Annotated in this window: 2 protein-coding genes; both read left to right on the forward strand. The window is 40.6% G+C overall.

The genetic code is table 11. The features are described 5' to 3' along the window. The first annotated feature begins 11 nt into the window (after window positions 1–11). Entirely contained in the window at window positions 12–9,812 is a 9,801-nt protein-coding gene (locus ACTUJY_RS09990) for a non-ribosomal peptide synthetase (protein ID WP_463615941.1), read from the forward strand. Beyond that, window positions 9,809–16,576, forward strand: a 6,768-nt coding sequence (locus ACTUJY_RS09995; protein WP_463615942.1) for an amino acid adenylation domain-containing protein, incomplete at its 3' end; no start/stop codon positions are given. The genes ACTUJY_RS09990 and ACTUJY_RS09995, both read left to right, overlap by 4 nt.

The following is a 16,576-nucleotide window of genomic DNA, read 5'->3' on the forward strand; positions in this document are numbered from 1 at the left end:
TAGGTGATCATATGAACAGCTCGTTAAATAGGGAACAATTAGTTAAGCTTCTTGCCCAAAAAAACCGACAAAAGAAAACTGCAGATCGTGAAACCATAAAACCATTTGAGCGCAATGGTAAGGCTATACCATTGTCGTTTGCTCAGCAACGACTGTGGCTCATCGACAAAATGGAGGGCGGTAGTCCACAATACAACATGCCACTTGCATTGAGTATTGAGGGGGCTTTAGATATTCAAGTCGCTGAAAGCGTTATGATTCAACTTATTCAAAGACATGAACCATTAAGGACTGTATTTAAGGAAGATCAGGATGGTGCATTTCAACACATTAAAGAGTCGTTTGATTTTGAAATTCACATAGAAGACTTTCGAACGCTGCGTTCAAAAGATTGCGACAACCATATTCATTCACTCATTGAGAGCGAAGCAAAAAAGCCTTTTGACTTATCGTCTGACCTACTGGTTCGAGTGACCTATTTATGGCTATCAGGAGAAGGTGAGGATCAAAAAGGAGTGTTGCTCTTTAATACACATCACATTGTATCGGATGCATGGTCGTTGGATATAATGGTTAAAGAGTTTGCTGTACTTTACCAAGCTTTACGAAACGCCCAAAGTATCGAGCTAGAGCCTTTACCCATTCAGTATGCGGACTACGCTTATTGGCAGCGTGAAAAATTACAAGGAGAGCGTCTAGAACGTCAAAAGCAATACTGGCAACAACATCTCATTGATGTACCTGTGCAGCACAGTTTGCCGTTGGATTTTGTACGCCCAGAATCAAAACAACATCGAGGCGAAGCTGTTCATTTGGATTTATCAAAATCATTAAGTCAGACTTTGTTATCGATTGCGCGACAATATAAAGTTACACCTTTTATTTTGCTTCACGCGGCAATTAGTCTTGTAATTGCTCGTTTCAGTAATCAGCACGATATTGTATTAGGTACATCGGTCGCGAATCGTAAACAACCAGAACTTGAGTCGCTCATTGGTTTTTTTGTAAATACTTTAGTGTTGCGTGTTAATACCGAGTACGACAGCTTTGCTGATTATATTTCACATGTTAGACAAGTAAATCTGGATGCTCAAGCGAATCCGGATGTGCCATTCGAACAGTTAGTAGAAATGTGTAAAGTGCCAAGAAGCAATCAATACACACCGCTATTCCAGATAATGTTTTTTATGAACACGACTGAAATGAGCGAACTTAATTTACCCGGCCTTTCAATTAACCAATACGGTAACACTCAAGTCAGCGCGCGTTTTGACTTAACATTAACTGGACAGTTGGAAGAGACGGGGGGGCGTATCACCTGGATTTTTGATACCTCATTGTTCAAACGTGAACGTATTTCAGCAATGAGCCAGAGCTTATTGCGTTTACTTGAGGGAATTGCTGATAACCCCGAAAGTCGACTAGAGCAATTGAGCATGTTGTCGAAGCAAGAACAACATTATTTGTTAGATCAATTGAATGAGACAACTGCTGAATTTCCAAAGGAAATGTTAATTCACGAGGTTTTTGAAGAACAAGTAAAAGCGAATCCCGATGCATTAGCTGTTCTTTGTGGCGATCAAAAAATAACCTACCAGGCGTTAAATACTGCATCAAATCGATTGGCCCATTATTTAAGAGAGCAAGGTGTCGGTGCTGAAACCATTGTTGGACTTAGCATTGAGCGTTCTCTGGAAATGATCGTTGGTATTTTGGGAATATTAAAGGCGGGAGGTGCCTATGTTCCTCTTGATCCTAGCTATCCTGAAGATCGTCTTAATTATATGCTTTCGGATACAAATGTACGACATATTATTACTCATTCTTCCGTTGCCGACTCACTTAAAATATCCAAAAAAGTAAATAAAATCGTAGTTGATGATCCACTCTTTATAGAAAGTTTAAGTCATTATGCTAACGGCGATTTAAATCGATTGAATGAACAGAATACTTCAAATTTAGCGTATGTCATTTATACATCGGGTTCAACCGGAAAACCGAAAGGCGTCATGGTTGAACACGAAAATGTTGTTAACTTTGTTCATTTTGCACAAAAAGCATTTATGCCCAATGGTGTTGAAGGTGGAGTTGTCAGTTCTACACTTGCTTTTGATGCTACGGTAGGTTCGCTATTCCCGCCATTATTTTGCGGAAAGTATATCGAATTATTGCCTGATGATCGGTCGCTGCTTAATCATTTGGAACGATGTTTATTTGATAACAGCCGTCAATTACTCTTTAAAATTACACCTGCTCACCTTGAAGCGATCGCGAGTAATCGCTCTTTAGATAAAAGTTGTACTTCTCGTCATGTATTGGTGATAGCAGGCGAAGCGTTAACTGAAGCACATCTTTATCCCTGGCGTAATCATTTGTTACCGAATGGTTACTACATCAACGAATACGGGCCAACCGAAGCCACAGTAGGCTCTACAACGTATCATAATATCGATCAGCTTGATAAAAATGCGAACAGTTCTCGAGGCATAAGCATTGGACGTCCACTTGATAATGCAAAATTGTATATTTTGGATGCTAAAAAACAATTGTTGCCGTATGGTGTGGCCGGTGAATTATATATTGGTGGTGTAGGGATCGCGCGCGGTTACTTAAATCGAGAAGAGCTGACCAAAGAGCGTTTTGTTAGAAATCCATTCAGCAAAGATCCGAAGTCACGTTTATATAAAACAGGTGATCTAGTTCGGTATGGGGAAGGTGGAAATGTTGAATTTTTGGGGCGGTTTGATGACCAAATAAAACTGCATGGGTTTCGAATTGAGCTTGGTGAAATTGAGACGGAAATTCTTAAGTGTAACGGAATTCGATCGAGCTTGGTTTTATTAAGAGAGGAGGACAACGTTAAGCGCTTAGTGGCCTATATCATTCCGGACAAATCGCTTGATGAAAGCCTTTTGATCGCGAAGATTCGCGAGTCTCTCAAGGCAAAATTACCGGAATATATGGTACCTGCAGCGTTTGTGCTATTGGAGGAATGGCCATTAAGTCCTAATGGAAAAGTTGACAAGAAAGCTTTGCCAAATTCTGAAGGAGCATTATTTCAAAATGATTTTATACCGCCGGAAACGGATATTGAAAAAGCACTTTCGATTATATGGGCAAAATTATTAAAGTTGGAACCGTCAACGATTGGTGTAACGTCTAGCTTCTTTGAATTGGGCGGTCATTCGTTATTGGCTGTTCGGTTAATCGCAGAAATTCGTAAAACCTTGAGTGAAGAGTTACCCATTAAAGCTGCTTTTGATTATCCTGACATTCGCAGTATGGCTCAAATCATTGAGCAGTCGAGTGGTAATAAAGCATCGCAGTCGGTTTCGCCTATCGTAAGAACGACCAATCGATTACCGTTGTCTTTTGCACAACAACGTTTGTGGTTTATCGATCAGCTCCAAGGGGGGAGTGCCGAGTACAACATGCCAGCAGTACTCGAAGTTGACTCAACGTTTGATGTGGATGCTGCCGAGCAAGCTATTATTCGTATTATTGAAAGACATGAAAGCTTACGAACCGTTTTTGAAGCCGAACAAGACAGTGCGGTTCAGGTCATTCGTGATGCATTTGAGTTTACAATAAATCGCATTGATATTCGCCATATTGAAAGTGAGGCACGTGCTGCTCAAGCCAAAGCGTTGGTTTCTGAAGATTGTTTAAAACCTTTCGACTTAGCTCATGACTTAATGGTACGAGTCACTTTTATTCAATTGTCGGATTCTGATACCGATACTCCCAACTTGTTATTATTCAACATGCATCACATTGCATCCGATGGTTGGTCAAGAGGTATTTTGCTTAAAGAGTTTATTGCACAGTACCGTTCGATAGTAGAAGGAGTGCCAGCGGAACTGCCCACTTTATCAGTGCAGTACGCTGACTATGCACATTGGCAGCGAAATTACTTAAGTGGTGAAGTATTAGAGGAGCAATTAAGTTACTGGCAAAATCAGTTGGATGATGTACCAGTCGTTCACAGTGTGCCATTAGATTTTTCGCGACCGGATATTAAAAGTCATCAAGGTGCCATTGTTTCCAGTAAGTTGTCGGGAGAAGTGGTGAAACAATTAGCATTGGTCGCGCAGCATCATCAATTGACACCGTTTATGTTGTTGCACGCGGCCTTTTCACTGGTATTATCGCGTCACAGTAATCACTCGGATATCGTTGTTGGTACACCGGTCGCTAATCGTATGCAGTCAGAGCTGGAGTCTTTAATTGGCTTTTTCGTGAATACATTAGTGCTGCGAGTGAATACGGATCATTGCACAATCAGTGATTACTTATCGCATGTTCGTGCAGTGAACTTAGAGGCTCAGTCTCATCAGGACATTCCTTTTGAACAGTTGGTTGAACATTGTAAAGTACCACGCAGTACTCAGCATACCCCGTTATTTCAAATCTTGTTTACCATGAACACCAACGAAGATGTTGAGTTATCATTGCCGGGCGTTCGTTTTAGTGCATTAAACCAGGAAGAAGTTGTTTCTAAATTTGACTTGGAAGTGAATGCTCAATGGCAGGACGATACCATTGCGCTGAGTTGGAATTACGATACAACGCTTTTCACGCGAGAACATATTGAACAGCTGAATAAGCATTTTATGCATTTGCTGGAGTCTATGGTTCGCCAAAGCGAAAACCAACTTAGCTCGCTTTCCATGCTTTCCGAATCTGAAAAAGTGAAAAGCTTAGAGTTATTAAAAGGACCCGTCAAAGAGTACCCGCTTGACCAATGTATACATGAAGAATTTGAAAAGCTCGTTACAAAAATTCCTGATGCCATCGCCCTTGAGTATGAAAATAGATCAATAACGTATGCTCAATTGAATGCATCATCGAACCGATTGGCTCATCATTTAAGAGCACAAGGTGTGGGTGTTGAGAGTCTAGTGGGTATTTGTTTAGACCGCTCAATTGATATGGTAATTGCTATATTCGGTATTTTAAAATCAGGAGCAGCCTATGTTCCTATGGATCCTGATTATCCAACTGAGCGGCTGACGTTTTTACAACAAGACACGGGCTTAAAGTGGCTTATAACACACAATAAAATTACTGAAGCACTCGCCTTAAGGGAAGACGTTTGTTTGATTGAACTCGATACGGAAACATCGATGTTCGATAACTATCCATCTGAAAATCCAACTCGTTTACCAGGGCAAAGTTCAAGTAATTTGGCCTATGTGATTTATACATCGGGCTCAACTGGACAGCCCAAAGGCGTTATGATTGAGCACTCAGCTTTCGTTAACTTCTCTCATGCAATGCGTGAGCAATTGGGCGATTGCTTTGGAGAGTCATGCCGCTTATTAGCCGTAACAACCATTGCTTTTGATATTGCGGGATTAGAATTAATCACTGCTTTATTACAAGGTGCGCGAATTACAATCGCTGCTAAACAAGACGCAATGGAACCAACGAAATTAGTTCAACTTTTGGAACAAAAGTCGATCACTTTGATGCAAGCTACACCGGCGACTTGGCAACTGCTCAAATCTCACAACTGGGCTGGAAAAGCGGACCTGACAGTATTGTCGGGTGGTGAAGTGTTACCTGTATCGTTAGCACGTTATCTTGTTCAATCGTGTCATCAGCTATGGAATTGTTATGGCCCTACTGAAGCGACCGTTTGGTCCATGATTGGTAAAGTTGATAAGGAGCAGATCACCCAGCATGAAATACTGTTAGGGAATTCGTTGCCTAATTATCAGCACTACTTATTGGATGAATTAGGCAACCTCGCACCTACTGGAGCTATAGGTGAACTTTATATAGGTGGTGCGAGTATTGCTAGGGGATATTGGAATAATTACGAATTATCTACTGAGCGTTTTAAACTGCATTCGATCAATGGCGTTGAGTGTAGACTTTACCGTACGGGTGATAGAGTTCGTGATAAAGGTGAAGGCCGATTAGAGTTTCTTGGGCGTGTGGACCATCAAGTCAAAGTGCGAGGTTACAGAATTGAACTCGCAGAAATTGAACACCAGTTATCTTTGTGCAGTGATGTTCAAAAAGCAGTAATTTTAGTAAAAGGTCAAGTCGGTGAAGAGTATCTCGCGGCTTATCTTGAGCTCAAAGATAAGTTAAATGCTCAAGATGGGGAATTGGATTCGGCACTAGAAGTCGTTAAGTCGAAACTTGCTAGCTCGTTGCCGTCGTATATGATGCCTACCGCTTGGGTTATTCTCGACGAATTACCACTGACACCTAATGGTAAAATTGACCGAAATGCACTACCAGAACCCAATGAGGCGTTTCGTTTTGGAAAGTATCAACCTGCAGAAACAGAAACGGAGCATGCGTTAGTCAACATTTGGTCAGACTTGTTGAATCGAGACGTTGAGTCAATCAGTGTAAATGCCAATTTCTTTGAATTAGGAGGGCATTCACTATTGGCCGTTCGCTTAGCCACAGAGATTCGAACACAAATAAAGAAAGAGCTATCAATAAAGTCTATCTTTGAAGCGCCAACCATTCGCACTATGGCTCAAAAACTAACAACGATCTCTAACAATGCAGTAAGAGCGCCTGTTGTCTCTACTCATAGGCAGAACGAGCCTCAACCGCTTTCTTACGCACAACAACGTTTGTGGTTTATCGATCAGCTCCAAGGGGGAAGTGCCGAGTACAACATGCCAGCAGTACTTGATGTTGACTCAACGTTTGATGTGGATGCTGCCGAGCAAGCTATTGTTCGTATTATTGAAAGACATGAAAGCTTACGAACCGTTTTTGAAGCCGAACAAGACAGTGCAGTTCAGGTCATTCGTGATGCATTTGAGTTTACAATAAATCGCATTGATATTCGCCATATTGAAAGTGAGGCACGTGCTGCTCAAGCCAAAACGTTGGTTTCTGAAGATTGTTTAAAACCTTTCGACTTAGCTCATGACTTAATGGTACGAGTCACTTTTATTCAACTGTCGGATTCTGATACCGATACTCCCAACTTGTTATTATTCAACATGCATCACATTGCATCCGATGGATGGTCAATGAGCATATTACTTAAGGAGTTTATTGCGCAGTACCGTTCGATAGTAGAAGGAGTGCCAGCGGAACTGCCCACTTTATCAGTGCAGTATGCTGACTATGCACATTGGCAGCGAAATTACTTAAGTGGTGAGGTATTAGAGGAGCAATTAAGTTACTGGCAAAATCAGTTGGATGATGTGCCAGTTGTTCACAGTGTGCCATTAGATTTTTCGCGACCGGATATTAAAAGTCATCAAGGTGCCATTGTTTCCAGTAAGTTGTCGGGAGAAGTGGTGAAACAATTAGCATTGGTCGCGCAGCATCATCAATTGACACCGTTTATGTTGTTGCACGCGGCCTTTTCACTGGTATTATCGCGTCACAGTAATCACTCGGATATCGTTGTTGGTACACCGGTCGCTAATCGTATGCAGTCAGAGCTGGAGTCTTTAATTGGCTTTTTCGTGAATACATTAGTGCTGCGAGTGAATACGGATCATTGCACAATCAGTGATTACTTATCGCATGTTCGTGCAGTGAACTTAGAGGCTCAGTCTCATCAGGACATTCCTTTTGAACAGTTGGTTGAACATTGTAAAGTACCACGCAGTACTCAGCATACCCCGTTATTTCAAATCTTGTTTACCATGAACACCAACGAAGATGTTGAGTTATCATTGCCGGGCGTTCGTTTTAGTGCATTAAACCAGGAAGAAGTTGTTTCTAAATTTGACTTGGAAGTGAATGCTCAATGGCAGGACGATACCATTGCGCTGAGTTGGAATTACGATACAACGCTTTTTACGCGAGAACATATCGAACAATTGGATGATCACTTCAGTCGATTATTGTCTGAGTTTAGCAGTCAATCAGCTTCGCTTTTGAATGATTTAAACATGTTGTCGCCAAAAGAGCATCACTATCTTGAACACACGTTGAATGATACTCAAGTGGATTACCCTATTGAGCAGCGATTGCACGAGCTTTTTTTCGCACAAGTATTAAAAAATCCTCAAGCGATTGCATTACAGGATGTGGACGGTGAAATGACTTACGGTGAGTTGTTTTGTTCGTCTTATGCTGTATATCGTGTGCTCAAAGAAAAGAACGTTGCTGTTGAGGAATTAGTTGCGGTTCGATTGCCTAAAGGACGGTGGCAGCTTGTTGCGACATTGGCAATTATGATGTCGGGTGGGGCCTATCTACCTGTCGAAACAAAATGGCCTGATGAACGTTGTGAAAATATTGTCAACAAGGCTGGTTGTCGATTTGTGCTGTTAAATGATGAACAATATTCTATAAAAGGTGCAGAAAGTATAGCTATTGAAGCAATTCAAGTGGTGTCGCTGGAGCTCGAAAAAGTTATTCCGAATTTTGAGTTTTTGCAGTCTCCAAACAATTTGGCTTACGTAATATTCACGTCGGGGTCAACCGGACAACCAAAAGGTGTTGCAATAGAGCATCGTTCAGCCGTCAATACAATTCTAGATATTAATGCTCAGTACAATGTTAATTCGGATGATAAAGTGCTGGCAGTTTCCGCTCTCAGTTTTGATTTGTCTGTTTATGATTTGTTTGGTCTGTTGGCTACAGGTGGAACAATTGTATTCCCAGATGATGATAAGGCAATGGATCCTGCGCATTGGTTAGAGATGGTTGAAAAGTATAACGTGACTTTCTGGGATACGGTGCCTGTTTCAGCAGGATTACTCGCAGAGCAACTTGAAGCAGAAAATAGAACATGCACTGCACCTATGAAAAACATACTTATGAGTGGCGATTGGATCGATCCTTTATTGCCTAAACGACTGTGGAATGTCTTTCCCGGCGTTCATACTTACAGTTTAGGTGGAGCGACTGAAGGATCAATATGGTCAATTCATTATCCAATTAAAGAAGATACCAGCGGGAAAAAATCGGTTCCCTACGGTAAACCGCTTTCGAATCAACGCTTTTATATTCTCGACCAAAAACAGCAGTTGTTGCCTCCTGGCATTGTTGGAGAACTTTGTATCGGTGGAGAAGGTGTTGCTCGTTGTTATTATGGTGCAGAGGAACTTACTCAAGAAAGATTTATTTTTCATAAAGGTCTTAATCAGCGGTTATATCGCACCGGTGATTTAGGGCGATATATGTCAGACGGGAATATCGAATTTATCGGTCGAGTAGACCACCAGATAAAAATTCGTGGTTTTCGTGTAGAACTGGGTGAAATTGAGCAACATATTAACAATTGCGAACAAGTAGATTCCTGTTTGGTAACCGTTCGGGAGATTTCCGAAAATAACAAACAACTGGTTGCCTACATTCTTTCTGAAAGTACCTCTGAGAATGAACATAAGGCATTAACTTCGGACCTTAAGCAGGAGTTGAAAAAGCATCTGCCTGAGTACATGGTTCCATCTTATTTTATGTTTATTGAATCTTTGCCAATTACTGCAAATGGAAAGGTTGATAAAAACGCACTACCGATTCCTGATGCTATAGCACTCCAAAATGAGTATTTACCACCTGAAACTGAAACTGAAATTAAGTTAACAAAAATTTGGAGTCAGTTATTCAATTTGGATGACAAGAAAATCAGTCGAACGGCTAACTTTTTTGAGCTAGGTGGGTATTCACTTTTGCTTATTCAGTTGGTCAATAAATTAAAGCTAAATTTTTCAATTAGTTTAACAATGCGCGATGTTTTTGAGAATTCCACGCTCTCCAGCCTAGCATCAACCATAGATAAAGCGAGTGCTAAACAACAGTTAACGCAGGAGCGCTTTAGTAAAATTACTCAGGCTGACGATAATCAAACTGAAGAGTTAGAGTTATGATGATAGAAGAATTTATTGACGATTGTATTGATCGTTCCATCAGCTTTTACTTGGAAGGCGATAAGCTTAAAGTAAAGGCGGCTCCTGGTGTATTAACTGGTGAGGTAGTTTCTAAAATAAAAGAACGAAAGCCTGAACTGATTCGTTGGTTAAAGGAGCAAGAAAACAACGAAATTAAAGTAGTCAATAAATCCAATATTCGAATTCCGTTGTCGTTTTCACAACAGCGCGTTTGGATGATAGATAAAATTGAAGGAAGCTCTGTCCATTACAATATACCCTTGATGTTTGAGGTGATGGGGCAACTGAATCTTGAAGCGGTAGAAAAATCCGTTTCGAGCATCATAGAACGGCATGCAATATTAAGAACAGTTTATAAAGATGATGAAGGTAAACCACAGCAGGTTATTCAGGATAGCTTTTCATTTCGTTTGAAAAAACACGACCTGAGTCAATGTGAAGAGCAATCACGTAAAAAGTATATTGAACGATTAACGCAAGAGGAACTCTTTAAGCCTTTTGATTTGAAAAATGACCAAATGGTAAGAGTAACGTGTTTGTCATTGGGTGGGAAAGGAAAAGATGCACGTTATTTGTTGATTTTTAATATGCACCATATCGCCTCTGACGGCTGGTCGGTGGGTATTATGATTAACGAATTTGTAGAGTATTACAGAGCGTTTTCCAATGGCGATGCAGTGGAGCTGGATCCGCTTTCGATACAGTACGCTGATTATGCGATATGGCAACGAAACGAAGCAGAAAGGCAATATTATCATGAGCAGCTAGAGTATTGGGCAAAGCAGCTGAAAGATGCTCCAACCGTACACAGCTTACCTATAAGTCGACATCGAACAAAAAGTCAAATGCGATATGGCTCTGTCGTTAGCCGTTGTTTAAATAAAAATATTACCAATGATTTAACGAAATTTGCCAAAGAAATGCAAATGACTCCGTTTATGGTATTGCATTCTGCTTTGGCGTTGGTTTTATGTCGACATAGTAATCAAAGTGAAATCATTATAGGAACGCCTGTGGCCAATAGGGCACGAGAGGAACTTCAATCACTTATTGGATTTTTTGTAAATACCGTTGCCCTTAGAACGAACATTCAGCATAGTGATTTAAAGGATTACTTGAATCATGTTCGAGAACAGCATGTTAACGCTCAGAATAACAGTGAAGTTCCATTTGAGAGAGTACTCGATAAATGTAATATTTCTAGAGACAACACGCATTCACCATTGTTTCAAATAATGTTAAGTATGAACAATGAGAGTGATGGTCAAGTTTTATTGCCTGGGTTGACTTTTTCGCCAATATCAAGTTCCGAGACAGTAGCGAAATTTGACTTAGAGTTAAGCTTTAAAGTAAGTCGTTCAGAAATAAATGTGAGTTGGATTTACGATACGTCTCTTTTTGACCAGGAAACGATTGAGCGATTTTGCGAACATTTTGAAACGATTTTATCGAAAATGGTGAAGGGGAAGCAATCAAAGCTTGCCGAGCTTCAAATGATATCTGAACAGGAAGTTCATAAAATATTCAATACATTTAATGAAACGAATAAAGGATTTCCAGAGCATTTATTAATTCATGAATTGTTTGAAGAACAGGTGAAATTACAGCCAAACAATATAGCGCTTGTTTTTAACGATCGACACGTAAGCTATCGTGAACTGAATGAATCAGCAAATCAGCTCGCTCATTTTCTTAGGGAAAAGGGTGTACAACCTAACACTTTGGTAGGAATTTGCTTTGAACGCAGTGTCGAAATGGTGGTTTCTATTTTAGCGGTTTTAAAATCGGGTGGAGCCTATGTACCGTTAGAGCCAAGTTATCCCACTGAACGGTTAGTTTTTCTTATCGAGAATTCAAATATAAATCTGGTGTTAACGTTATCTTCGTTGGTCGAGAAAATCAATATTGATCAAGTGGTGGAGTTAGTTCGTATTGATAAGCTAGACGAACGAGGCATTCAAAATCATTCAAAGAGTAATCTGATAAAAACTACGGACCAAAACGCATCAAACTTAGCTTATGTTATTTATACATCGGGCTCTACAGGGCAACCCAAAGGGGTAATGATTGAGCATCAAGCGTTGGTTAATCGTATTGACTGGATGCAAAATGCTTATCAGCTTGATAGTCAAGATCGAGTGTTACAAAAAACACCCTACAGTTTTGATGTGTCCGTTTGGGAGTTTTTATGGACATTAGGATACGGAGCCTGTTTAGTTGTTGCGAAACCAGAAGGGCATAAGGATCCAGAGTATTTACACAAACTTATTCATCGTCAAAATATCAGTGTGTTGCATTTTGTACCTTCAATGCTGAGTGCGTATTTGACTTATCCCGATTCCAGCTTTTCTGATGCAACACGTTTAGTGATTTGCAGTGGTGAGGCGCTTAGAGTTAAAGAGGTCAAAGCACTATTCGAGAAAGCACCGCATGTAAAGCTTCATAATCTCTATGGGCCAACGGAAGCAGCGATTGATGTTTCGAGCTTTGACTGTAGTACATTAGATGACCGAATGAGTGTGCCGATTGGAAAACCGATCCAAAATATTCAACTTTATGTATTAGATACACATTTAAATTTATGTCCAATTGGTGTTCCTGGTGAATTACATATTGGTGGAGCAGGACTTGCTCGGGGGTATTTAAACAATACCAAACTAACAAAAGAACGATTTATTCCGAGCCCTTTTCATACCGGTAAGCGTTTATACAAAACTGGCGATCGTGTCGTTTTAAAACCGGATGGGAATATTGACTACCTGGAACGATTGGATAATCAAGTTAAAATTCGCGGATTTCGTATTGAGTTAGGTGAAATTGAACAGCAAATTTTGCGCGTTGCAAATGTTAAGGATGCCGCTGTGATTGCCACCGGTAATTCTGAGCACCAAATGTTGGTAGCTTATGTTTGTGGTCAATTTGATCAGCAAGAATTGATGAGTAAGCTAAAGGCGACATTACCCGAATACATGGTGCCATCTTTCATTAAAACACTCGAAAAACTACCACTCAGCGCTAACGGAAAACTAGATAGAAAAGCACTGCCTAAAATTGAAATGCAAGAAAGTAACTCAATTAGTTATGTTGCCCCAAGAAATGATCGTGAGAAAATTTTGGTAACAATCTGGCAAGAGTTGTTAGGGTTGGAATGTGTTGGCATAAATGATAACTTTTTTGCGCTAGGTGGTGACTCCATATTATCTATTCAAGCGGTTGCGCGCTCTGCTAAGCAAGGTCTTTATTATTCAACACAACAGCTTTTTGAACATCAGAGCATTTCTGAACTTGCTCCATTGATTAGCGAAAAGAAAAAAATCGTTGCTGATCAATTCCCAAGTCATGGTGCTTTACCTCTCATTCCCATTCATAAAGCGTTTTTACGAAACGGTACGGCAAAGCATCATTTTAATCAATCGATTATGCTAAAAGTACCCAACGCTTTAACGCTCTTAAAACTGGAGGTTTTGTTAACTCACCTGGTTCAAAGGCATGATGTACTGAGGTTGAGGTTTTCACCAAATAATGAAGGTTACTTTTTAAATCTTGACGAGTATTCAATTAAGGAGTGCATTGAACAGTTCACAATTAATTCATACGATGAACAAGAAATTACCAAGGAAGCTGAGCGAGTTCAGAGTAGCTTGAATATCGAAACAGGGCCATTAATGAAGTGTGTGTTGATCGAGTCAGGTGAAGAAAAGCGATTGCTTTGGGTCATTCATCACTTATTGGTTGATGGGGTTTCGTGGCGTATTCTTTTAGAAGACTTAATGACTTTATGGAAGCAGTTAAGTGAAGAACAGCCATTGCTTTTACCTCCAAAGACAACTTCGATACAGCAATTTTCACAATTTTTATACGAATTTTCGAAAGATGAATCGTTAAAATGCGAGTATGCTTACTGGCAAGATCAAGTTGACTCGATTCGTTTATTGCCACGGGATGGCGATCCTACATTGTCTGGTTCTAAGGCACACTGTTTTGTTACTTGGACGGAAGAAATTACACGTCAACTATTAAGTGAAGCCGGTCAGCCGTATCGATTACATATTAACGAATTACTGATGGCGTCACTTTTACTGGCTTATCGTCGGTGGCAAGGTGTCGACAACATGTCATTGTTAATGGAAGGTCACGGTCGGGATGTTCCTGATGAGCAGTACGACCTCAGTCAGACTGTCGGATGGTTTACCTGTACTTATCCACTGACTTTAAAAGCAAATAGCAATTCGTTAAAAAGTTTGATTATGGGCGTTAAAGAGCAATATCGTGCAGTGCCTAATGGTGGTTTAGGTTTCGGTGTACTTACCGAATTGTCAAACGAATTAACATTTGACCAGCAATCTCCTGAAATCGTATTTAATTATTTGGGACAGTTCGATCAGGTAATTGCTAACTTATCGGATTTTAGTTTTGCTGAGGAGTCCACGGGAACCAATATCAGTCCTCTATATCGATCATCAGAAGCATTGGTACTCAATGGTATGGTCGTAAATGGGTGTTTGAAGTTTGATATACACTACGATCAAGGCGTTATTTCAAAGGATTCTGCTGACCAGTTTGTTAATGCAATAAAATCGTCATTAGAAGAGGTTGTATACCACTGTATCAGCAAAGAGGCGGGAGGATTAACACCAAGTGATGTCTTGCTATCTGGACTAAGTCAGGCTTCCTTAACAGAGCTCGAGTCACATTACAACGTTCATGATATTTATCCTGCTACGGGTATGCAATTAGGATTGTTATACCATAGCGAAATTTCACCGGATGCGTACGTAAACCAAATGTTGCTGAGCGTTGACGGGATAAATACCGAGCTTTTTCAACAAGCCTGGCAAAAGGTAGTCGATCGATACGATATATTGAAAACAGCGTTCGTTCTTTCTGAAAATCAATATTATCAAGTTGTCACTCAAGCCAAATTAAATTGGTATCAATTCGATTTGCGTGAGAAAGATGAAGCGGAGCAAAAAAAATACATCCAGCTCGCGAGAGAAGATGATAAGTCGCAAGGATTTGACATGCAACGTGCGCCTCTAATGCGACTGACACTTTTTCGATTAGCAGACAATAGCTATCAATTGCTTTGGTCTCATCATCATGCGTTGTGGGATGGATGGTGTAATGCCTTGTTGTTTAAAGAGGTTATGCAATTTTATTACGCGTTGTTGAATAACGAACAGCTTGTACTTCCTTCTCCACCTCAATATCGTAATTATATTGAGTGGCTTGTTAATGCAGATCGTTCTAAAGCGGAAGCCTATTGGAAAAAGTATTTGTCTCAAGTGGATGGTTTTGAATCATTCCCACAGTCGACAACCGATGTTATAGACCACTTTCAGAATCGTTCTTTAATATTGGATGCTCCATTCACAGAAAAACTAAAATCGTTTGCGAAGGATAATCGGTGTACTTTAAACACGCTATTGCAAGGTGCTTGGGCTCTGTTATTAGCGAGGTACACGAATCAATTAAAAGTTGTTTTTGGTACGGTTGTTTCGGGACGTCCTGCTGAACTGCCTGGCGTTGAAGAAATGATAGGCTTGTTTATCAATACCCTTCCTGTTGTAGTCGATTTTTCAAGTAATTCAGGTCTATCAATTAACTCGTGGCTTTCCCATTTACAGCAACAACATATTTCGTCTGATGGTTACAGTTATTTGCCATTACACGAAATATTGGAGTGTTCTAATCAGAGGCAACTCTTTGATACGTTATTGGTTTTTGAAAATTATCCAGTTGATAAAGCAATTGGTGAGCAGCTAAACAACTCAAAGCTTTCTGTCAATGAAGTAGAAATATTTGAAGAAACTAACTTTGGCATTACTTTGTTAGTACAAGCGGATGAGCAAGTTCATTTACAGTTGCAAGCTAAACCAGGATTGTACTCTGAGAGAGTCATAACCAATGTATTACCTCATCTTAAGACTATACTTGAAAGCTTTTTAGTGGCAGAGCACGTTCACAATTTAAAAATGCTGTCAGAAGACGAGCAGCGTTATCAATTGGAAACGCTGAATGATACAGCGGCCGATTACCCATCGGAGCAATTGATCCACGAACTGTTTGAGCAGCAAGTGAAGAAAACACCCGATGCGATTGCGGTTCGTTTTGACGATCAAACGCTCAGCTATGCGGAATTGAATGCTGCGGCGAATCGAGTGGCGCATTACCTGCGCGAGCAAGGGATTGTTGCCGACCGTTTGGTGGGATTGTGCGTTGAACGTTCCATGGAAATGGTGATTGGACTGTTGGGAATATTAAAAGCGGGCGGGGCTTATGTGCCACTGGATCCGAGCTACCCCGATGCACGATTGCACTATGTATTGGACGACACCGGTTTAACGCAGGTGTTGACACAGTCGGCATTGGCGTCTCGTTTTCCTGCTGCATTATCGGTAGTGTCACTGGACAGTGACGACTGGTTAAAAACAGCCCACGATTATTCCGAGAAAAACCCTGAGCATTTAGCAGAGCAAAATGCGCGTAACTTGGCGTATGTGATTTACACATCGGGCTCCACCGGTCAGCCGAAAGGCGTGATGATTGAACATCAGGCTTTAAGTAACCGATTGGATTGGATGCAGAAGGCGTACGGGCTGAGTGGTGAAGATAAAGTCCTGCAAAAAACCCCTTACAGTTTCGATGTGTCGGTGTGGGAATTTTTATGGACGTTGTGTTATGGCGCCGAACTGGTGGTGGCCAAACCGGAAGGTCATAAAGATCCAGAATACCTGAGTCAA

It is taken from the genome of Pleionea sp. WD8-19 (assembly GCF_055326765.1).

Bases quoted from the DNA above. Each gene is read 5' to 3' on its own strand.
- ACTUJY_RS09990 (WP_463615941.1), top strand. From the start codon at position 12: ATGAACAGCTCGTTAAATAGGGAACAATTAGTTAAGCTTCTTGCCCAA.